Raw genomic sequence first — 20,237 nt, forward strand, 5'->3', positions numbered from 1 at the left:
GATCATGTTCGGAAGGCTGAAGGACTGGCGGCGCGTGGCAACCCGCTATGACCGCTGTCCGAAAGTCTTCCTCTCAGCCATCGCCCTCGCTGCAACCGTCATCTTCTGGTTATGAATCCTGACCCTAGGGCTGACCGGTACCAAGAAAGGCTGCGACGTGGGCGATTGCGGCGCCTGCACTGTCCTGGTGGACGGGCAGCCGGTCAACGCCTGTCTGATGCTGGCCGTCGAAGTAGATGGCAAATCCGTCGAGACCATCGAGAGGATGCAAAGCGGCATTGAGGCGCTGCACCCATTGCAGGACGCCTTCATGCGGCACGGCGCGTCGCAATGCGGCTTTTGCACCCCAGGCATACTGATGATGGCCCGCGAACTGCTGGAGGGAAACCCGGACCCAACGGATGAAGAAATCCGCTTTGGCCTGAGCGGCAACATTTGCCGCTGCACCGGCCACAACAAGATTTTCGATGCGACCCGCAGCGCCGCGCAGGAAATGCGCCTGACCAGCGGGATGGAAGCCAGAACATGAACAAGCCCACCGGTACCCTGCAAAACCAGTTCCGGATCGTCGGCACCAGCGTCATACGCGAAGACGTGATCGAGAAGGTGACTGGCGAAGGTATTTACGTTTCCGACCTGATGCCCGCTGGTATGCTCTATGGCAAGGTCAAGCGCGCAGATGTGGCCCATGCCCGGATCAGGCACATTGATGTTTCAAAGGCGCTGGCCTATCCGGGCGTGAAGGCGGTTCTGACGGATGAGGACGTGCCCCGCGTGCTGCACTATGGCTCGCCGCATCCGCGTTCGGTCTCCTGCACCAAGGATCAGTACATCCTCGACAACAAGGTGCGGTTCTGGGGCGAGGGTGTTGCTGCGGTTGCCGCCGTCAGCGAAGTGATTGCCGAAGAGGCGCTGGAGCAGATCGAAATCGAATACGAGGAACTGCCCGCCGTCTTTACCCCCGAAGAGACCATTAAGCCCGGTGCGCCTGCAATCCAAGATGTTGGCCCCGGCGGCAACTTGGTGCTGGATCCGGTGAAGGTTGAGCGCGGCGATGTCGAAAAGGGGTTTGCCGAGGCCGATTTCATCCTCGAGGGCGAATTTGCGGGCGGCCGCCCGGTACGCTTGAGGATTACCTCCGCAACAACGTGGCCCGGATGATTGGCCTAGATCCGACACCGCCGCCGTGTTCGGTGGCTGAGGCCGAAGCCTATCTGCGCGGCAACGGTGTTGCGCTGGAACCGGCAGAGTAAGGCGCCTGCCGCCCGAACGAATTCAACAGGAGAGGCTGATGATTATCGGCTTGAAGTTACCCACAAGTCGTGTGGCGAATAGGTTCATCCACAAGACTTTGTCTTGCCCGAGAAGCCCCGATCATGATTCGCCATGTGGCACCGAATGAGTGAGGTGCGGGCATGGGGCAGAATTGGGTGGAAACGGAAACCGCCGGGTGTGATTTGGGTGACGTGCGGCTGAACCGGCGGCTCGGGGCAATGCTCGAGGCTCTCGGGGAGCGGCCGGGGAAATCTCTGCCCACGGCGTTCCAGGACTGGTCGGACACAAAGGCCGCTTACCGTTTCTTGTCCAATGGTAATGTCAGCGAGGACAAGATCCTTGAGGGCCATTTCGCGGCCTCTGCGCTGCGCATCCAGGCGACCGACGGTCCCATCCTGATCCTGCAAGACACTACGGAATTCTCCTTCAAGCGCTCGGCTCCGGAGAAGATCGGGTTCACGAAGGTGTCGACCGGACGCAAGCTGAAGGAAGGCCGCTATCAGAAGCATGCGGTCTGCGGGCTCCTAATGCATGCCAGCCTGGCGATCACGTCCGACGGGCTTCCGCTGGGGTTGACCGCCGCCAAGTTCTGGTCGCGCGCAAAGCTCAAGGGGACCGCCGCGCTCAAGCGCAAGATCAATCCGGCCCGGGTACCGATCGAGCAGAAAGAAAGCATGCGCTGGCTTGATAACCTGCGCCTGTCCACCGAACTGGCAGGTGCGCCCGAACGCTGTGTGCATGCCGGTGATCGGGAAAGCGACATCTATGAGCTTTATTGCCTGGCCGAAGAACTCGGGGCAAACTTCCTCGTTCGGAGTTGTGTCGACCGCTTGGCGGAGGATGGCGGCACAACCACTGCCAAGGTGATGGCCGAGGTGCAGTCCAGCGGAACCCACGAAGTCCGGTTCCGCGACGCGCAGGGCAAGGATCATTGTGCTGTGCTGTCGGTCCGGCACGCAACGATGACGGTCCGGCCACCGATCGGAAAGCAGCGGAAATACCGGCATCAGGACCTCCAGATCATCCACGCCGAGGAGTTCGACCCGCCGGTGGGCCGAGCACCCGTTATTTGGAAGCTGATCACGAACCTGCCGGTGGCGACCCACGCGGACGCTGTACACAAGCTCGAATGGTACGCGCTGCGCTGGAAGATCGAGACCTTCTTCCGGACCCTCAAAACCGGGTGCCGGATCGAAGAGCTGCGCTTGGCCACGGCTGATCGCCTGGCCAACTGCATCGCGTTGTGCTGCGTCGTAGCATGGCGCGTGTCATGGCTGACCATGCTGAGCCGCGAGGCACCTGAAGCATTGCCGGCGGCCGTCTTCACCGAAGAGGAGCGCCGCATGCACGAACACGCGACCCCGGGTAGAAAGCGGCAAGAACCGGACAATCTTGATTTCTATGTCAGGGCGGTCGCGCGCCTTGCAGGCTATCTCAACCGCGCTTCCGACGCGCCACCAGGGACGACCGTCATATGGCGAGGCTTCTCCCGCCTCGCCGGCCTCGTCGAAGGAGCCCGCATCGTAACGCCGCCGCCAGACACTTATGGGTAACTGCAAGGTTCGTTGACGGCCTACACTAAAGGTTTGCAATGGCCGCAATATCGGACAAGGACGAAGCTGCTCGTGCGGCATTGGCGCATACTGGTCCATGAGACAGCAAGTCAGATGCGTCAGAGCTTTTACCACTTAGGCATGAACGCGCGAAGGGACAGTATCCAGTCGCGTGGCAATCTGAGCCTGGGTCAGCCCGCCTACGCGCCGCAATCGGAACGCGGTGGCACCACGCGGATCGTCGCACGCTATGCCCAGCGTGTCTGTGATGCGCGTTTCACGCTTTTGGCGGCGGCGCCAGTCCCAAGCCAAATTTGCAACGATTGTGCGAAAGCCGGGCTTTGCCTTGGCTGGTGGAAAACGTTGGCGGCACACCGCAACCAGCTGTCCTGCACCAGCTTCTCAGCCTCCGTGCGGCTGTCGACGATCCGGCTGGCAATTGCGATCAAACGCTCCCAGTCCTCGATAAAACCCAGTAAGCCTGCCGGGCAAGTACGCGCCACTTTCACGAAATCCACTTTGGATGAATGGCTAGAAGAGTTCGTTTTCTGGCAGATTTTGAAAACGGTTAGATGTTTTTCCGCCATGAAGCAAGCGCTCGCCCCGGCCCGATCAGTACGGTTCGGCAGCATAAACGTTTCGGAGTGCGCCGACACGGGACTGATACCTAAAAACTCCTGACGAGAGGTTTCCGCGGCGCGTCTCCTACTAGCGAAACTGCGTAAAGCGGCGCCTGTTGTCAAAGCTGCTGCCTGCCAAATTCAACAACAGGGGGCCGCACAGTCATGGCCGGGCGTAGGCTTCCCGGATTTCCTCGATAATGATCGACAGCGACGTCGGCCCGGCTGCCGTCGTGTACCACGCCTCCGGGTCGACAAAGACGACGCGGTCGTTCTTCCAGGCCGGTGTGTTCTCTAGCAACGGATTGGCGATATACGCCCTGCTCAGCACAGGTCGATTTGTCATAACAGCCGTGCGGTCGATGATGAACAGAATATCCGGATCCGCAGCCTGAATGAATTCGCTGGTGACCGGTTGGCCGTGCAAGCCGGTCTCGTCAAAACCGCCGGCCGGAACAACGCCAAGGTCGCTGAACACGAAGCCATAGCGCGAGGTGGTGCCGAAGGCGCTGAACGCTCCGTTGTTATGCAGCAGGATCAGCGCCTTCTCCGGCCGTTCTGCCAGTGCGGCATTCAGGTCAGCTACCTTAGCATTCAGAGCCGCGATCCCGGCGCGGGCGATGTCCTCCTTGCCAAAGATCCGCCCCAGCGTCGCGAAGTGTTCCGTAATCGCCTGCAGATGACCGCGGCGGCTGTCGCGGTAGTCAACGTCGAAATAGAGCACCGGCGCAAAGGTGGAAATGTCGCTGTAATGCTCTGCCTGCAGCGCCGTCATTAACACAAGATCAGGCTGCAGGGCGTAGACCTCTTCGACATCCGGTTTGACGATAAAGCCAAGATCTCTGACCTCAGGATCCTCAACATACCCGGCGAGGAAATGCGGCACGAAATCCTTGGGCACGCCGGCGACCGGCACCCCCAGCTGGTCCAGAAAATCGAGATCATTCATGCCAAGGGCGGCAACACGTATGGGCCGATGCGCCAGTACGGTCTCGCCCAGCGAATGCGCAATCACCAGCGGCGGGCTGAACGGCACTACAACAGCCTCCTCGGCCCCGGCACCTGTGAAGACCAGGGACGCCAGACCGGCCAACAGCGCCTGCTTGATTGAACTCATTGCAGAAATACCCATCGTCAGATCCTTTTGCGGGGGGTGAAATAGTTGCACAGGCGGTTTCCGCCATGTGTCAGAATTTCGAAATCAAGGTTATAGAGCGCTTGCAGATGGCGCTCGGTCACTATTAGCCCGGTTTGCCCTTCGGCGACCAACTTACCGTCCTTCAGCGCAATCATGTGATCAGAATAATTGGCGGCGAAATTGATATCATGGATAACAACCACCACCGTGCGCCCGTAGCTATCGCAGAGAGTGCGCAGCACCTCCATGACCTGAACCGCGTGCTGCATGTCGAGATTGTTCAGCGGTTCATCCAGAAGCAGGCAATCAGTCTCCTGCGCAATGGTCATCGCAAGCAGAGCCATTTGCCTTTGCCCGCCGCTCAGCTCGTCGATGTATCTCTTCCGCAAATCCTCCAAAGACAATAGCGCCAAGGCACGATCAATGGCCTCATGGTCGGCCGCGGCCAGCCGACCGCGGCCGTGGGGAAAGCGGCCAAAAGCAACCAGCTCTTCGACCTTGAGGCGCAGATCGAACAGGCTGGATTGCCGCAAGGTTGCGACCCGGCGGGCGTAATCACGGGGTGGAAAATCGCCCAGCGGGCGGCCATCGAGGCAGATTTCTCCGCCGGATGGCTCCAGCAACCCGGCCATCAGCATCAGCAAGGTGCTTTTTCCGGCCCCGTTCGGCCCGATCAGCGAGGTCAGGCCGCTCCGCCGGATTGCGGCGCTTATCGGCTGGAGCACCGGTTTGCCGCGATAGGATTTCGCCAGCTTCGAGACGGTAATCATGAAACGCTCCGCTTGCGCAGGATGAGCAGCAGGAAATAGATCCCGCAGGTCAGGTTGATAAGAAGTCCGACACTTGTGGCAAACTGGAACAGATGCTGGACCAGCAGTTCCGCCAGCAGCGCTGCGGCGACGGCAATCAGGCAGCCGATCGGCAAAGTGCGACGGTGGTGATGGCTCCCGGCCAATTGATAGGCGATGTTGGCCACAAACACGCCCATGAAGACCGACGGCCCTATCAGACTGGTCGAGGCCGCTGTCAGCAGCGCAATCAGCCCCAGGATCAGCGCGGTTTCCCTGCCATGGTCGACCCCCAGCGAAAGTGCCTGTTCACGGCCCATCGCCACCACGTCCAGAACCGCCATCCGCCGAACAAGTAGAGCCGCTGGAAAACAGACGGCCATGGCCGCAAGCGCCAGCTGCACGCCGGTGATCCCGTCAAAGGACATCTGAGCAAAGCTCTGGAAAATGGCAAATTCTCCTGGGCTGATGCGTAGCTGAACGAATTGCGTGAAGCTGGTGATCACCAGCGTCAGAACCAGGCCCGCCAACAACAACAGGCTGATGTCCGTGCCGCGGCGGCGCAGCAGACAGACATGCAGCCCGACCGACCAGCCCAGCATCACCAGTACCGACAGCACCATATTGCCCGCCGCGCCAAGGGTCCGCAGGCTCTCGGCCCCGAACGCCAGGATCAGCAGAGCCTGAAACAGAAGATATACCGCCTCGTAGCCCATCACCGCAGGCGTCAGGATACGGTTGCGGGCCACGGTCTGAAACAGGATGGAAGAGAGCGCAATGCAACAGCCACCGGCCACCATTGCCCCTAGCCGCAATAGACGGCGCTGCAGGATAAACTCAGGCGGCACCGCCCCCCCCCACAGCACATATGCCAAAGCCAGCATCGCCAGCAGCAGCAGGATCAGGCCAAACCGCATCGCTACCGCCGCACTCTTAGGATCAACAGCAGAAAGATCAGGCCGCCAATCGCCCCCACCGTCAGACCGATAGGCACTTCGTAAGGATAGATAACTACACGCCCAAAAATGTCGCAGGCGAGGAGCAGTACCGCCCCCGTCAGAGCAACGGCGGGTAGGGTCTGGCGCAGGTTGTCGCCGTGCCAGATTGCTACCAGATTGGGGACCACCAGACCTACAAAGGGCACCGTCCCTACGGTGATGACGCTCGCAGACACCGTGGCAGAGACCAGCAGCAGCGCCAGCAGCACCATGCGGCGGTAGCGCAGCCCAAGGCTTTCCGCCAGATCCCGCCCCATTGCGGCCAGCGTGAAGCGCTGCGCAAACACATAAGTCAGCAGGACAACCGGCAGGATCAGGTAGATCAGCTCGTAATTGCCTTGCACCACGCGGGAGAAATCCCCCAGCATCCAGCTCTGCATGCTTTGCAAGTTGTTCTGACTGAGGGCGAAAAACTCGGCTATCGCACCCAATATACCTCCGAACATCAACCCGATTACCGGCACCAGAATGGTGTCCTGAAACCGCAGACGCTGCAACAGGGCGACAAAGAACAGGCTGGCTGCCAGGCAGAACGCTATTGCAAACCCCATCCGCAGCAGCGGCCCGGATGCGGGCAGCACGGTGATGGCGCATAATATACCCAGCTTCGCCGCCTCCATGCCCCCGGTCGTGGCAGGTTCAGCAAAACGATTGCGCAGGATCAGCTGCAACAGCACGCCGCTGACAGCCAGCCCGACGCCGGTCAGTACCAGCGCCGCCAACCGCGGCAGTCGGCTGGCCGTCAGGATCAGTAGTTGCTCCGATGTTGGGCGCAGCAGCCCCTCCGGCCCCAGACCGCCGGCACCAACCGCTAGCGACAGCACGCACAGCACCACAAAGATCAGGGGCAGCATGGCCTGCGCCGATTGCCTCCAGAAGGCTGCGGCACTCTGCAGCTTGCGCGCCACCGGCACCGTCATACCTGCCCCCCGATGCGCCAGCACCGGGCGCTGCGGTCGCGCGCAATGGCCGCGGCATAGGGTCCGCCGCGCGCTGCCAGGTCCGCCGGACGGCCGCATTCAACGACCCTGCCGCCTTCCAGCACTGCAACCTGATCGGCCATGTCCAGTGTCGCGATCCGATGCGCCACCACGATCAGCGTCCGGCGGCCACGCAGTTGCGCCAGCGCACGTGTGACGATGGCCTGATTTTCCGCATCCAGCGCTGATGTGGCCTCGTCCACGAGCAGAATCGGCGCGTCCTTCAACAGGGCGCGGGCGATGGCAATACGCTGACGCTCGCCGCCGGACAGCCGCACGCCGCCGTCGCCCACCTGGCTGTCCATCCCTTCCGGCAATCGCGTTACAATGTGGTCAACACCGGCGAGGCGCACAACCTCGTCCAGCTCTTCCGCGGTGGCGTCCGGACGTCCCATGCGGATGTTATCTGCAATGGTGCCCGGCAGCAGATAGGTATCTTGAAACACCTGACTGATCAGTTCGGACAGCGTCTGTTCCGACATCTCACGCAGATCCAAGCCACCAATCCGTATCGCCCCGCCGTCTGGATCATGAAACCGCGCGACCAGCCGCAGCAGCGTCGATTTCCCCGACCCGGAGGCGCCGATCACCGCGGTCATGCTGCCCTGCGGCACCTGTAGGGACAGGTCTTTCAGCACCGCATCGGCCGTGGGGTGATAGCTAAAGTAGACATTCTCCAGCGTGACAGAGGCATCCTTGGGCTGCCGCGGTTGCGCTGGAACCGGCAACGGGCAGGCATCCAAAATTTCTGTAAGCGTGATCAGCTGCGCCCTGGCGGCCCGCAGCGCGGCAGCAAAGCCTGCCAGCTCGGTCACCGGCTCCAGAAACCGCATCACCAGCACGAGGGCCACCACCAGCGCCACCGCGCGCTCCGGGGGCAGACCATCGACGTACCGGAGCGTGGCCATTAGGATTGCGCCCGCAAAAACCCCTTGAATAACCCAGCTATTCATCATCACCGACAGGGTCGAGAGGCGGATCAACTGTCGTGAAGACCGGCGTTGGCGATCAAAGGCCGCGTCCAAAAACTGCGCCCCGGAGGCATTGAAGGCCCTTAAGATCGCCTGCGAACGTGCAAATTCCACCGCCCTCTGGCTGGTCTCGGCGGCAGCGGCGTGAAACCCTTCCCCGGCCTTACGCCCCAAGCGCCCGGCCAGCCCCCCCGCCCCGATCAGCACCGGCAGCGCCAAAGCCGCCAGACTGCCAGTCTGCCAATCCAGCAGCAACAGCACCAGAATCAGCACCGGCGGCACCGCAAGCCCGGTCAGCACCGGTGTGAAGACATGCGCCGGCAACTGCGCTACTTCCATTACGCCATCTGTCAGCGCATGCGCCAGCCGCCCAGCGCTACCGGTATCAAACCAGCCCGCCGGAAGGCGGGCGACATGACGGCCCAGCCGCAGCCGGACACCGCGCAGCACCGCTATTCCCACGTCGATGCCGGCGGTTTCCACCCGCCGCCGTAGCAGCCAGCAGCACAGGGCCGCAGGCATCAGGGCTCCGATCCATACAGCGGCGGCAGCGAGGTCACCGCGCAGCGCGTGCTGCATCACCGGCACTGTCAGCGCAATGGTGAGTGCATTCAAAACACCACAGGCCAGTGCCAGTAGCCCGTAGCGCCGGAGCACGGCGCCATCCGCACCGAGCAGCCTCGTCAGAAGCTTGATCATCAGACCGCCTTTTTTCTGCTTTCGTTTGCATTCCCCGGTCCGCTGCTGGCAGCCCACAGCCCGGCATAGCGTCCCTGCTGTGCCATCAGCTCCGCATGGGTGCCCACCTCGCGGATCCGGCCCTGCTCCAGAACCACGATGCGATCCGCCGCCACGATGGTCTCCAGCCGGTGCGCGATGACCAGCAACGTGCGGCTGCGGGACAGGTCGGAAAGCGCCGATTGCACCGCCAGTTCGCTTTCCCCGTCCAGCGCTGCGGTGGCCTCATCAAGCACCAGAATCGGCGGATCCAAAAGCACCGCGCGCGCGATGGTGACGCGCTGCGCCTCGCCCGCCGATAGCTCTGCATCGCGGCCGATGATGGTGTCATATCCCTTCGGCAGGGCCTCGATCCGGTGGTGGATATGCGCCGCCAGCGCGGCCGCCTTAACCTCCTCACGGCTGGCCCCGGGGCGACCGAGGGCGATATTGTCATGCAGGCTTGCGTCGATCAGCTGCACCTCTTGCAGGACAAACCCAACCCGCCTGTAGAGCTCGGGCAGGCCGATATCACGCAGATCTGCACCACCAAGGATGATGCGCCCCTGGGTCGGGTCAAAAAACCGCAAGGCAAGCCGGGCCAGAGTCGATTTTCCAGCCCCTGACACACCGGTGATGGCGGTGATCGTCCCCGGCTCCAGCGTCATCGAAATATCTGACAGCACCGGATGACTGCCGCCATAACCATAGCTGACGGCATCGAACTGCATCACATTTCCCTTAGGAACGACCCGATCCTGCGGTGCCGGCTCCGGCAGCACTGGCAGTGCCAGTACCGCATCTATCCGCGCCGCCGCTGCACTGGCCTGCGCCAGCCCATGCGCCATGAACCCCAGAATCAACATCGGCGCTGAAACCCCCGGCGCCATCAGAACAAAGGGCAGGATGTCCACAGGCGCGAGCCAACCCAGCCACAGGAAACAGACCCCAAAGATCAGCACCAGACTTGTGACCGAAACCGGCGCAATCAACGCGTTAGCATTAGCCAACGGGGCAATCAACGGCCGGGTAAAACGCAGAAACGCTTCGAGAAAGTCGTCCACCGCCTTGCGGTAGGCCGCTGGCAGTTCGCCGGACCGGGAGAAGGCGCGAATTACCGGCATCGCCCGGCCGAAACCATGGGCCGCATCGCTGATCTGCGTCTGCGCCTTGGCAAAATGCGCCATCCGCTCGTGGCTAATCGACTTTTTCGCTGTCCCAAAAATCAGGTGATGCAGGGGAAACGGCGCCAGCGCCAGCGCGGCCAGACGCCAGTCGCAATAGGCCAGGAAACAGGCGGTCACCGCGATGGCGCTCCAGCAGCGCGCCCGGCCGGTAAAATAATGCGCCGTCAGTTCGTGCAAAGTGCCCATGTCGTCCTGCAGCGCTTGCTTCACATCCCCAACCCCACGCGAGGTGAACCAGCCAAGTGGCACGCGCGCAAGCCGCGCCGCCACCCGCTTACGCAGATCCGCAGTAAGGGCATCATCGGCGAGATGCGCCAGATACTCCCCCGCTGAGATCAGCAACAACCCGAACAGCAAACACAGGATGCTAAGCCCAGCCATGGCCCAAAGCACCGCCTCGGCCCCTGTATTTTCCGGGGCGAGCATACGCGTCGCGATGACGGCTGAGCCCGCCAGCGGCACCAAGGCCAACCCCTGCCCAACCCCGGCCAGCAACGCCGCCCGGCGCAGACGGCCGCGAATAGGTGCCAGCAAACTGTCCATGCCCGCGGGGGCGCCGACTGCTTCTGGCGCATTGTTTTCGCTCATGAAATATCTCGGTTTTTTTTGTCAGATGCGGAAATGACTGCCTCGACGCGCAGCTTGCGCGCATCTGGGGTGTTTTTTGTATAGTACCACTAAACTAATTGTACAAGCAGGCTTGCATCGTCTTGGCTGGCGCCGCGGGAAAGGGGTTTGCAACTCCAGCGCAGCACCCATATTTTCCACCCAGCCCAGCCAGAACAGGCTAGATCGAAGGACCAGCGTGACCGACCAGAAACCGAAACCCGCCCGCGGTCGCCCGCGCACCATCACACGCGACCGGATCGCCCATGCAGGCATCGAAATTGGCCTGCCGAATCTCACCTTCATCGGGGTGGCAAATGCATTGGGCGTATCCCAGGTTGCCCTCTACAAGCGTGTCGACAGCCTGGAAGATCTGCGAACACTCGTGGCAGAAGAAGCGTTCTTGCGCTGGCCGTTGCCCGACCCGGCCGCAGATACGGACCTGACTGAATACATGCATCGCTTTAGTCTCAGCATCTGGCACTTGGTGTATGAACACTCCGGCATAGCCCCTTATCTGCTGCGGCGGGACTGGATCACCGAGCCGATGATGCAGCGTACTTACGATCATCAGCGCCGGGTTGCGGACAGGTTTGGACTGACTTTCGATCAGTCGAACCGGGTTTTCTTTACCATTGCCTACCACTGTATCGCAGTTGCCGATGCCTCCCGTGCCGAAACCCCCAGCAGCGCCGATGCCGAACAGCTGCACGGGTTTGGCATTGAGGCCATGATAGCGGGCGTCATGGCATTGATCGGACCGCAAAGCTGACAGGCGCCTGGATGTGCCAGGTGCCGACGCAAGAATTTGCTTCCCTGACATGGCTGTGCCAAAACCCCCATTTAGTTTGCACTCAATAAACTAATTGACAGAAGCCTGCTGAGCGCCCATTTATGCGGTGCCCAGCCTGCCGTAACGCCCTTGGCGTGCGCAATGCCCGGTAGGACTGACGGAGACAGTGTGTTGTCTGCAATGCCCGAGGTGCCGCGGTCGGCCCGCCGGGGCCGCCAAGACGCCGCCAAGACGCCGCCCGTCGTTAAGTTGCCCGTCAATGCCGGTCAATGAAATACAAAGGGGTTCCCGGGATGCCTGACATCTAATCACCTACTCCCACGTCAAAGCGGCGGCGAGAGGCGCCGTTGTCCACTCTCTCTCAACCTCCCGACGGCCCGTCCGCACGGCGTGTGCCTGTGCGCGCATCTAAACCTTCAAACAAATTTGCTATATGCGATCCGGAACAATCTGATGCCCTATTGCCTTTCCCGTCGCGCGGCCCTTCTGGCCAGCGCGCTAAGTTCACCCGCCCTGCTGGCAGGAACATCCGCATTCGCCGAAGACACCTCTGGAGGAACTGTTCAGCTGGACGAGATCATCGTCCGGGGCATCACAGCAGAACGCTCCCTGCAAGATACCTCCAGCTCAGTCAGCGTCATTGGTGGCGAGGAACTGGAGGAAAAAGCAGCCTCTTCAACAATCAACGAAGTGATCGCGGACACGCCGAACGTCTTCATACCAGGCACCACCAGCGCCCCGATCATTCGCGGCGTGGACAGCGACGGCCCGCTCGTTGGAGGCAATGCCTATCTGGCCAAACCGCTGCCACGCGCCACCATGAGCGTCGACGGCCGGTATGTCACCTCAATCGAACTGGGTGCCGGCGGCACCACGAGCTGGGACGTCGAAACAGTGGAAGTGTTCCGAGGCCCGCAAACCACTTCACAGGGCGCAAACGCCATCGCCGGTGCCATTGTTGTCAACACAAAAGACCCGACCTTCACGCCGGAATATGCCGGGCAGATCGTTTACGGCAGCCGCAACAAACGCCGTCTCTCCTTCGCCGCATCCGGACCGCTGAGCGACGACCTGGCTGCTCGCATTGCATTGGATTACACAGGCCGGGATACTTTCGTCACCTACACCAACGCCAGCTTCACAGAGCCAGGCTTTGACTACGACTTCGCCAGCCTGAACGGGCGGATCAAGTTGCTTTGGGAACCCACCGATCTGCCAGGGCTTCAGGTAAAGCTCACCTACTCCCATACCGATTTGCACCGGCCAAATAACGAAACTGTCACGCCGCCCTATGATGCGCTGAAAAACACGAGCGAATATCAAGACTATATGGACGTGGTTTCAGACGGGCTCGTTCTGGACGTCGCATACGACTTTTTCAACGGGGTAAAACTTGCAAACCAGCTTCAGTACTCCGAAGCCAAGTATGACTTCGTATTTGCCTATCCCTACTCGGGAGCGGCATCAAGAGACTATCAGAACTTCAGCAATCAACTGAAACTGACTTTCGGGCAACCAGGAGATGTCTGGAGCGGCGTCGCGGGCCTGTACTACTCTGATGAAGATACCAGTGCCGATTTTACAAACACGTACTTTGGCGCCCCCTTCGGGAAAGCTGCCCTGACTTTTCGCACCCGCAGCACCGCCCTTTACGGAGAGACCACCTGGCGTTTTGCGCAGGACTGGGCTCTGACCGGGGGCCTCAGACTGCAACAGGACCAGATAGAAATCAACGGGACGACCAGCTATGTGCCAGGCCCTCTCAATTATGACCGAAACTTCACCGAGCTCATGCCCACCTTGACGCTGGCTTATGACCTGTCCCCCGACTGGACCGCGGGCGCCACAGTCAGCAAGGGATATCTGCCAGGTGGTGCCGGCACGAATTTCCGCGGCCAAGCGTATTATGAGTTCCAGCCCGAGACGGCAAAGAATGCTGAGCTGTTCGTGCGTGGCAGTGCGCTTGGCGGTGCGATGACTTTGGCAGGGAACCTCTTCTATACAGAATATGAGAACATTCAGCGCTCTGTCACAAACTGCCTGGACGCAGACTGCACCGTGACCCAGGGCTCAATGATCGTTAATGGCGAAAAAGCACATTCCTACGGATTGGAGCTGGACGCCGACTATTACGCCTCATCGTCGCTGCGGCTTTCAGCGAGCCTAGGTGCCCTGCAGACCGAGGTAAGCAAGTTTACAGATCATGACGGAACGAAATACGAGGGAAATGAGTTCGCCCGGGCTCCGGGCTACTCCATTGGGGTGTCTGCCGCGTGGGATATCACGGACAATCTGACACTTCACGGCGATGCGCGCTATGTGGATGGGTATTTCAGCAGCGACACAAATGAACCCGACTCACATGTTGACGGCTACGCTCTGTCCAATCTCCGCCTCAGCTATCGCCCGAACGACAACTTGGAATATTTCACCTATGTTAACAACATTTTCGACAACCGCGCTGCATTGTCGACCAGCCGCAGCGGAGCGGTTGAAATCCTAGAACCGCGCGAAATTGGCGCGGGACTGCGCGTCGCATTCTAAGCCATTCTGAACCGCGCCCGCCTAGCAACTGTATTTGTCATGCGAGCTGAGCGTTGCATTAATGCCCTGTTTCGAACAGCGCGTTCGCGATTGTGACGATCTTTCTGGCGACGGATGCGATGGTCGTTGTTGCAGAACGCCTTCTTGCGGCCTGACTTCCCCTTTCGCCTCTGAACTTAGGCGCCGAGTGCATGGAAGCGGTTGATGAGGGCGATGCGGATGTGGATTTCGGCGGTTTGGCGGTCAGGGTCTCTTGCAGCGATGCGCTCGCCGAATGCCTTCAAGCCGCGCATCTTTGCCTCGACCCGGCTCCGGGCGTGGTATCCCGTCCCGCGTTTCCAGACGGCCCGGCCTTAGTACCGGGTGGCGCGCAAGGTTTCGTTTCTGACCTGTGCAGCCGGGCAGTTTTCTTTTCACGGCCGGCCATTCTGGCAGATAGGGATAATCGGGGCGGCACCACGCTCGATGATGGCGGAGTGGCAACGGCGCGTGTCATAGGCTCCGTCTGCGGTCACGCTGCTGATCTTTTCGTCCTCCGGAATCTGATCGAGCAGTTCCGGCAGGATCGGGCTGTCGCCGTCGCGGCCGGGGGTGAATCCGACAGCACGGGTGTCAGACGTGGCAGCATCCATCGCAAGATGCCGCTTGCGCCCCTCTCATTGATTGCTTTGCAATCAACTGCCGGACAGTGATTGGCACCGCCCCTGAACGCCGTGCTTGCGGGCCTGCCACTCGCCAAGGAACTTGATCCCGGTGCTATCCGCTGCCCGGCAGGCGGCTGTCCCCTCCCGATCCGGTTGAAAGATCGGCAGAGTGCCGTGACGGGACCAGGCGATGACCAACCGTGTTCGGAGCCCGGAGCTGTCCGGGAATTACCGAAATCCCTGTCCGGGAATTTGCGAAACCCGCAAGCTGGAACACAGCCCTGCCCCGGACCCTGTGGTGTTTCACCCGTCGATGGCGGAGGCCTACCGGGAGCGGGTCACCCGGCGGATCAAGGGCCTTGGCACGGCCGAGGGCATGGTCGAGGCCAAGGAGGCGCTGCGGGCTCTGGTGGAGCGGATCGTGCTGGCGCCTGCGGCGGAGGGCCCTGGCCTGGATCTGACCCTTGAGGGCGACTTGGCCGGGCTGCTGCGCCTGGCGGCGGGTGCGGCGGGTGCAAACGCAGGAAAGGCTCCGGGCGTTATGCCTGAAGCCTTTGAAGGTATTGAGGAAATTGTGTTGGTTGCGGGAGCAGGCAACCGCCGTATCCTACCTGCCCTCTCCGCAAAAATATAAACCAATGATAGCACGCGCGAACAGCACCGTTGCGCAGGACCCGGACGGTCGAGTTGACGTTCAGATCGGCCGCCAAGCGCAGCAAGCTGCCGGTCGGTGCGCCGCCCTGGTCAGGCAGGACATCGCAGAATCCAGACGGTCGAGCTGATGACCAAGACAGTGTTGTTAATCATCTTACGCAGACGAGTACTTGCTGATCTCTTCAAAATACCGGCGTTCACTGTCGTCTTTGAAAGACGACTTGCTATCAGAAAGGGATTGCAGTTTGCCAAAAATGTGCTGGTAAATAATCTTGTGAACCTCATTAGGGATATCGTATTCCTCAGGTGAGTCTATTTCCACCTCTTCATTAAGGAATGTATTTAGAAGTGAAAGCAATCCAAGCTTATCAATTTCGTCGATCTTTCGCCACTCCCCAGGCGTTTCACGCCAGAAGTATCCATTCCCATTTTCAATTTTTAAGATCTTCATAAGCTGCGCTTCGCTCTTCATAGGTTTCAACTCCCGCCTCAAGATTTCCAAGAAGCACGTCTCTCGTATTCAGCTCAAGCCCATCGATGGAAGTTAACGTCTTGCTGGTTGGATGCCCAGAGTAAATTCTCCACCTTATCTCACCATCCTCCACTTCCTTCTTGGTGTATAGAATGAAATCAGGCCGAATTGAAACGCCAACAGTGTTGTTATGAGTGACTACAACAACAGGCATCTGCCTCGACATTTCCTTTATCAACTCATTGACTTCAGACTTCAGGAAGTGGTTGTCGAATGACGATTCCGGTTCGTCAATCAGGAGGACGTCAGCAGAGCTAGCGCCTTCGATCCTATCTAGAAGAAAGAACTCAGAACGCTCCCCCCCGGATGCTTGAAGGCCGTCCCTGTTCAGGATCTTATATTCCACCTTAACCATATACTTACTAAAATCCGCAGCCAAAATTGGAGATCCAATTTTTCGAAGCTCTTGAACAAATTCATACGGGTGCTCATATTTAGAAAAGGCTGCGCTGAAGCTTTTGCTAGACCGGGACAAGTCCTTAATCTCCCGGGCCCTAGAAAAACTACCTACCTGAGCAACAATTTCAAAGCTCCCTTTCCTTTTTCGGAGTGGTGTCTTTGGGGTGCGCGCAGTTTTTACTAGCTCTTCAAACTTCTCTACTTTTCGCCTATTCGAAGCAACCCGGAGAAGGTCGACGTCTGACACATTGGTCGCTGAAGATTTTCTCTGAAGCTTACCTTTAATTTCAGAAACGACGCTGTTTACCCAATCCTTTTTGAGGTTAACCTGCTCATGACCTTCGTAAGTCTTCATGAGCTCAATATAGAGTGATTTCAAGCTGTCATGGCCGATATGACTATCAATTAGACCTCGGTACTCAACATTGCTAACGAGCTGTTTAGTTGACGCAATCAACTGAATCAGACCGGTTAAATCCTTCTTAGAAAATGCATCCTCGTTAAAGATTTTCGCCTTTGAAAATGCGTCATGACGACTGGTTTCCTGCGCGTATGTCAAGAGCGTCGATATGTATCGCTCAACGGACAAGGCATCGGATTCCAAGTCCACCTCTAAAATATCTGCGACAGCTGACTGCAAATCTTCCAAATAGTCTTTTGAGAAGAGGCTAGTACTCTCACTGAGGAAGTCTTTGAATTTTTTTTCATCTTCAGCCTCGTTCCTAGACACCAAGTCAAATTGACGTATATATCGGCTGTTTTCTTCCCCGAACCAATCACATATTCTCTGAAGCGTATGAGACTTACCAGAAGACCTATCACCTAAGATAACATTTAGCCCCGTGGAAAGAAGCTGTCCATCTGCGCTAATCTGGAAGTGCTTATTTCCATCGTTTTCTGATAAAACCACTTTACCCTTATCTCGAAGGACTTGGCGCAGAGCTCCGAAAGACACCTCGCCACAATCTATGTAAGTTTGCTTTGTCGGGAGCTCAGAGAGGGTCTGGGTGATCCGGCAGTCGCTGAAGAAAACTGGAACGAGCATATCGGGATCGTTGATACACGACATGAACTTCTTAGGGCTGCTAACTTCGCCACAGGAAATAAAGTCTGACAATCTATCCAGGAGATCAGGTCCGATCCTAGGACCTTTGAGATAGTGCGGAATAAGAATGTAGCGACGGAGATCTCCGAAGATGCCCTCGAACTGATCTGCTGTTAGAGGGCGTTCACCGTCAGACCAATTTTCACTCACCCGCTGGCAACAATCAGAGAATGACTCTAAATCGCCTCCATCTGATATCACAAGCATATGGCAGTTATCGACATCGACTTCAATTCCGGGTAGCACCAATATATCAACCTCAGATGAGATTAATTCAAATTGACCCCGATCAAATAGATTATGATTTGTGATCGCTATACAGTCGAGGCCGCCATCTGCGACATACCTCTTGAGGTTTTCGATGCAGAATGCAAAATCCTTGTCTTGACTGCTACTCCTAGTGTGCAGGTGTAAATCAATTTTACGCATTCATGGTTCCACAAATCTAAAATAAGCTGGGCAGAGTGAAGAATCACTCGGGACGATGCATCACCCCAAAGGGCCGCCCAATACAATTGGCTTCACAAGATGTGAATTTCAGGATCTCGCCTGCCGAATATAGAAGACGTTGCAAGCCGAATCATTGATGGCATCATCCTTGGTCGGATGCGGCACGCTGCCAGCTATTCCGGCTCATCGGGGCCAACCGGAAGCGGGGCAATCATCACCCAGTCATTTTCAAGATTTGGAACACGCGAAAGTGCGTCAGGATCGCAATGCTCAAGGTGGAAACGGATAATCTGTCCGTAAACGACGCCTTCGTCGCTTTCATTGTTTTCAACCTCAAATGAAAGGCTTTCAATGTCCTCGATCGACATCTCCAAAGCCCTGGCGATATGTTGGTTAATCTCGCGCTCCCAGCGCTCCTCCAACTGTCGGCTAGACATCATATTCTCTCCCACATCTCAGAATCAGCATGATCTTTGACGAGTTTTGGCGAGTTGTCCACGAGTAGAGCTCTCTTGGGTTGAGCGAGTTTGGGGTCCTTTCCGGGCCCGTCAGCATTGTGGTTGCTGTAGAGCAACGATTTGGAGTTTCTCTGACATTGATGTGGCGGAGGTGTGCTCCAGACGTTCCTTCTGCGCGTGCCAGCAGTTGCCAGTTAAGTGGGGGCTTTTACGTGAAGCTTGAAAGCGATCAGGCTCCAAGGATCGCGTCGTAGAACTTTGCGAACTCCTCGTCCCGCCCCCGCAGCGCCTCAATGTCCAAGCTTTTAGCTGCTCGAATCAATTCGTCCATCTTGCGGCCCCGGCGACGCAGAGTTTCCAGGTCAAGGTTGAGCCAGGTTTCGATCGACGGGTTGGGGACCGCGGCGATCCATTCCTCAAATTCAAGACCCTTATCGAGCATGCTGACAGTGCCGGTCGGGTCGCTGTCGCCATCAACTACAATCAAAGCCTTCGCTTCCGAATGGAAGGTATTCCACATAGCGTTCGCGACCCGTGGGATGGTCATTTTTCCCATGGCAGTCAGGATCTTGATTGAACGTCGCGAGCCGCCGGCTGCAAGAATCCGCTCGGCGAGCGTAGCGATGGCCACACGATCGGAATCACCTTCGCAAACGATCAACAGGTCCGCTGCGGCGGGTTGTGCAGGCTGGGTGGCAACGACACCGCCGGTAGTGTGGTCGTAGCGCAGAAGTTCGATCTCTACGGTGCTGGTCTTTTCAGCTGTGACCAGTTTCCCTTCCATCGGGAAGTATATCGCACCTTCCTCGGCTGCTTTACGAAGTTTGAGCTTCAACACGCTCTTGATGCCGCTGCCGCGGACGATCGCCGCATCCATGTCTCGTTGATCGAGCAGGATAATATTCAGCGCCTTCCCAAGGATGAGCGCATCGACAGCATCTTCGGCATATCCGGACATGGAAATAAATATGCCGATAGTGCCGGCAAGTTTGCCATCGACCTTGCCCTTGAATTGATAGAGCGTCGACGCGGGAAGCGGGTCTGCATGCCATTTTGCTTCAAGAAGATAAATGCGGCCGTCGAGATAAAAGGAACCGTCAATCTGCTCACCCGCAGGCTTGTATCCTGTACGAGGCTCCATGTTGTCGAGAACAAGGAGCTTGTTCAACAGGCGTTCGAAATCATAGCCTCGGCGCCGTTTTGCGTTTCCGTCAGCATCGGCCGACAGGTTCTTAAGATCCTCGTATTCTTTCCTGATTTCGTCCAAGCGGCTCATCTGACCACGTCGCGCAATGTGTTGTCGGTAATGGCGTGGCCATTGACGCATATCTATAGCTTTCCGCCACCTCATTGAACAGTGGTGGCGCCGCCCATCCGATGCCAAATTTTCAGGTTTTTGGCCCTGTCGGCGAGGCTGTCATTGATGCTCGTGCCGGGAAAGCGCATCACGCCCGTCGGCACGATCTCCAATATTTCGGTATTGCGCTTAAGGTCGCAACCCGACCGTATGTTTCGCAGACAGAACAATTAAATACCAGCGCACCCATCATGACCGGGCCCTTGCCGTGGAAACGGTTGAGTGTCCGATTTTTGCAATGCTGCATGGCAGCGCGACATACTCTTGTGGAGTTCGTCCCGATATCCGGACAGTTTGATTATTGACCCTATGCTGCGCTTTTCCAAGTCATGGTTTCGTAGGCTTGCGCGGGGGTTAGGTAGCCGATTGCGGAATGACGGCGCTGGCGATTGTAGAAGACCTCAATGTATTCGAAGATCGCCGCCTTTGCCTGGAGGCGCGTTTTGAAGCGCTCCCTATGAACCAGTT

At 58.3% G+C, this 20,237-nt stretch carries 19 protein-coding genes and 2 pseudogenes; 8 read left to right on the forward strand and 13 right to left on the reverse strand.

The features are described 5' to 3' along the window. From VOI29_RS10920 to VOI29_RS10940, 5 genes and pseudogenes are all read left to right on the forward strand, one after another. Window positions 1-115: pseudogene (locus VOI29_RS10920) on the forward strand (IS5/IS1182 family transposase); the annotation flags it as partial. A 42-nt stretch (window positions 116-157) separates the two neighbouring features. Continuing rightward, window positions 158-529, forward strand: a complete 372-nt coding sequence (locus VOI29_RS10925; RefSeq protein WP_323778676.1) for a (2Fe-2S)-binding protein — start codon at window positions 158-160, stop codon at window positions 527-529. Then, window positions 526-1,161 (forward strand): hypothetical protein, encoded by a 636-nt coding sequence (locus VOI29_RS10930; RefSeq protein WP_323778678.1) that lies wholly within the window; start codon window positions 526-528, stop codon window positions 1,159-1,161. Before VOI29_RS10925 ends, VOI29_RS10930 begins: the two co-directional genes overlap by 4 nt. A 254-nt stretch (window positions 1,162-1,415) precedes the next feature. After that, window positions 1,416-2,828 carry an IS4 family transposase gene (locus tag VOI29_RS10935; RefSeq protein ID WP_323778680.1) on the forward strand — a complete coding sequence of 471 codons (1,413 nt, stop codon included), beginning with the start codon at window positions 1,416-1,418 and terminating at the stop codon, window positions 2,826-2,828. Window positions 2,829-2,840: 12 nt separating this feature from the next. Then, complete coding sequence (locus VOI29_RS10940; protein ID WP_323778682.1) at window positions 2,841-3,509, forward strand: hypothetical protein; 669 nt, start codon at window positions 2,841-2,843, stop codon at window positions 3,507-3,509. A gap of 102 nt (window positions 3,510-3,611) precedes the next feature. Here the strand turns inward: VOI29_RS10940 and VOI29_RS10945 are convergent, their stop codons facing one another. From VOI29_RS10945 to VOI29_RS10970, 6 genes are read right to left on the reverse strand one after another with little or no spacing between them, the layout of a single operon-like run. After that, on the reverse strand, window positions 3,612-4,565 hold the full coding sequence (locus tag VOI29_RS10945; protein WP_323778684.1) for a siderophore ABC transporter substrate-binding protein: 954 nt from the start codon (window positions 4,563-4,565) through the stop codon (window positions 3,612-3,614). 17 nt (window positions 4,566-4,582) lie between these two features. After that, window positions 4,583-5,356 carry an ABC transporter ATP-binding protein gene (locus VOI29_RS10950; protein ID WP_323778686.1) on the reverse strand — a complete coding sequence of 258 codons (774 nt, stop codon included), beginning with the start codon at window positions 5,354-5,356 and terminating at the stop codon, window positions 4,583-4,585. After that, on the reverse strand, window positions 5,353-6,291 hold the full coding sequence (locus tag VOI29_RS10955; RefSeq protein WP_323778688.1) for an iron chelate uptake ABC transporter family permease subunit: 939 nt from the start codon (window positions 6,289-6,291) through the stop codon (window positions 5,353-5,355). Before VOI29_RS10955 ends, VOI29_RS10950 begins: the two co-directional genes overlap by 4 nt. Window positions 6,292-6,293: 2 nt before the next feature. After that, entirely contained in the window at window positions 6,294-7,292 is a 999-nt protein-coding gene (locus VOI29_RS10960; protein ID WP_323778690.1) for an ABC transporter permease, read from the reverse strand. Next, window positions 7,289-9,022, reverse strand: a complete 1,734-nt coding sequence (locus VOI29_RS10965) for an ABC transporter ATP-binding protein (RefSeq protein WP_323778692.1) — start codon at window positions 9,020-9,022, stop codon at window positions 7,289-7,291. Before VOI29_RS10965 ends, VOI29_RS10960 begins: the two co-directional genes overlap by 4 nt. After that, window positions 9,022-10,815 (reverse strand): ABC transporter ATP-binding protein, encoded by a 1,794-nt coding sequence (locus VOI29_RS10970; RefSeq protein WP_323778694.1) that lies wholly within the window; start codon window positions 10,813-10,815, stop codon window positions 9,022-9,024. The genes VOI29_RS10965 and VOI29_RS10970 overlap by 1 nt, the downstream gene beginning before the upstream one ends. A gap of 217 nt (window positions 10,816-11,032) precedes the next feature. On the opposite strand from VOI29_RS10970, the gene VOI29_RS10975 reads away from it, so the two are divergent. Continuing rightward, window positions 11,033-11,605, forward strand: a complete 573-nt coding sequence (locus VOI29_RS10975; RefSeq protein ID WP_323778696.1) for a TetR/AcrR family transcriptional regulator — start codon at window positions 11,033-11,035, stop codon at window positions 11,603-11,605. A gap of 474 nt (window positions 11,606-12,079) precedes the next feature. Then, complete coding sequence (locus VOI29_RS10980) at window positions 12,080-14,170, forward strand: TonB-dependent receptor (RefSeq protein WP_323778698.1); 2,091 nt, start codon at window positions 12,080-12,082, stop codon at window positions 14,168-14,170. A 176-nt stretch (window positions 14,171-14,346) separates the two neighbouring features. Here the strand turns inward: VOI29_RS10980 and VOI29_RS10985 are convergent. Then, window positions 14,347-14,931 (reverse strand): annotated as a pseudogene (locus VOI29_RS10985) (IS5 family transposase); the annotation flags it as partial. A gap of 73 nt (window positions 14,932-15,004) precedes the next feature. Between VOI29_RS10985 and VOI29_RS10990 the strand changes: the two are divergent. Continuing rightward, window positions 15,005-15,448, forward strand: a complete 444-nt coding sequence (locus tag VOI29_RS10990; RefSeq protein WP_323778700.1) for a hypothetical protein — start codon at window positions 15,005-15,007, stop codon at window positions 15,446-15,448. 174 nt (window positions 15,449-15,622) lie between these two features. Here VOI29_RS10990 and VOI29_RS10995 read toward each other — a convergent pair whose 3' ends face one another. The 6 genes from VOI29_RS10995 to VOI29_RS11020 form a co-directional block, all read right to left on the reverse strand. Continuing rightward, window positions 15,623-15,940 (reverse strand): hypothetical protein, encoded by a 318-nt coding sequence (locus VOI29_RS10995; RefSeq protein ID WP_323778702.1) that lies wholly within the window; start codon window positions 15,938-15,940, stop codon window positions 15,623-15,625. Then, a complete protein-coding gene (locus VOI29_RS11000) occupies window positions 15,900-17,933 on the reverse strand; it encodes a hypothetical protein (protein WP_323778704.1) in 2,034 nt (677 codons plus the stop codon). The genes VOI29_RS10995 and VOI29_RS11000 overlap by 41 nt, the downstream gene beginning before the upstream one ends. 194 nt (window positions 17,934-18,127) lie before the next feature. Beyond that, a complete protein-coding gene (locus VOI29_RS11005) occupies window positions 18,128-18,391 on the reverse strand; it encodes a hypothetical protein (RefSeq protein WP_323778706.1) in 264 nt (87 codons plus the stop codon). A gap of 250 nt (window positions 18,392-18,641) precedes the next feature. Beyond that, a complete protein-coding gene (locus VOI29_RS11010; RefSeq protein ID WP_323778708.1) occupies window positions 18,642-19,688 on the reverse strand; it encodes a restriction endonuclease in 1,047 nt (348 codons plus the stop codon). 71 nt (window positions 19,689-19,759) lie between these two features. Beyond that, the gene (locus VOI29_RS11015) at window positions 19,760-19,882 is read right to left on the reverse strand and encodes a hypothetical protein (protein WP_323778710.1); all 123 of its coding nucleotides are present in this window, start codon (window positions 19,880-19,882) and stop codon (window positions 19,760-19,762) included. A gap of 194 nt (window positions 19,883-20,076) precedes the next feature. Then, a partial coding sequence (locus tag VOI29_RS11020; protein ID WP_323778712.1) for an IS3 family transposase occupies window positions 20,077-20,237 on the reverse strand: 161 nt, incomplete at its 5' end.

It is taken from the genome of Leisingera sp., assembly GCF_034669605.1.
In the GTDB taxonomy this organism is placed as follows: Bacteria; Pseudomonadota; Alphaproteobacteria; order Rhodobacterales; family Rhodobacteraceae; genus Leisingera.

Coding starts and splice junctions, on each gene's coding strand:
- VOI29_RS10930 (WP_323778678.1), top strand. CDS start 526: ATGAACAAGCCCACCGGTACCCTGCAAAACCAGTTCCGGATCGTCGGC.
- VOI29_RS10935 (WP_323778680.1), top strand. CDS start 1,416: ATGGGGCAGAATTGGGTGGAAACGGAAACCGCCGGGTGTGATTTGGGT.
- VOI29_RS10945 (WP_323778684.1), bottom strand. CDS start 4,565: ATGAGTTCAATCAAGCAGGCGCTGTTGGCCGGTCTGGCGTCCCTGGTC.
- VOI29_RS10950 (WP_323778686.1), bottom strand. CDS start 5,356: ATGATTACCGTCTCGAAGCTGGCGAAATCCTATCGCGGCAAACCGGTG.
- VOI29_RS10955 (WP_323778688.1), bottom strand. CDS start 6,291: ATGCGGTTTGGCCTGATCCTGCTGCTGCTGGCGATGCTGGCTTTGGCA.
- VOI29_RS10960 (WP_323778690.1), bottom strand. CDS start 7,292: ATGACGGTGCCGGTGGCGCGCAAGCTGCAGAGTGCCGCAGCCTTCTGG.
- VOI29_RS10965 (WP_323778692.1), bottom strand. CDS start 9,022: ATGATCAAGCTTCTGACGAGGCTGCTCGGTGCGGATGGCGCCGTGCTC.
- VOI29_RS10970 (WP_323778694.1), bottom strand. CDS start 10,815: ATGAGCGAAAACAATGCGCCAGAAGCAGTCGGCGCCCCCGCGGGCATG.
- VOI29_RS10980 (WP_323778698.1), top strand. CDS start 12,080: ATGCCCTATTGCCTTTCCCGTCGCGCGGCCCTTCTGGCCAGCGCGCTA.
- VOI29_RS10990 (WP_323778700.1), top strand. CDS start 15,005: ATGACCAACCGTGTTCGGAGCCCGGAGCTGTCCGGGAATTACCGAAAT.
- VOI29_RS10995 (WP_323778702.1), bottom strand. CDS start 15,940: ATGAAGAGCGAAGCGCAGCTTATGAAGATCTTAAAAATTGAAAATGGG.
- VOI29_RS11000 (WP_323778704.1), bottom strand. CDS start 17,933: ATGCGTAAAATTGATTTACACCTGCACACTAGGAGTAGCAGTCAAGAC.
- VOI29_RS11005 (WP_323778706.1), bottom strand. CDS start 18,391: ATGTCTAGCCGACAGTTGGAGGAGCGCTGGGAGCGCGAGATTAACCAA.
- VOI29_RS11010 (WP_323778708.1), bottom strand. CDS start 19,688: ATGAGCCGCTTGGACGAAATCAGGAAAGAATACGAGGATCTTAAGAAC.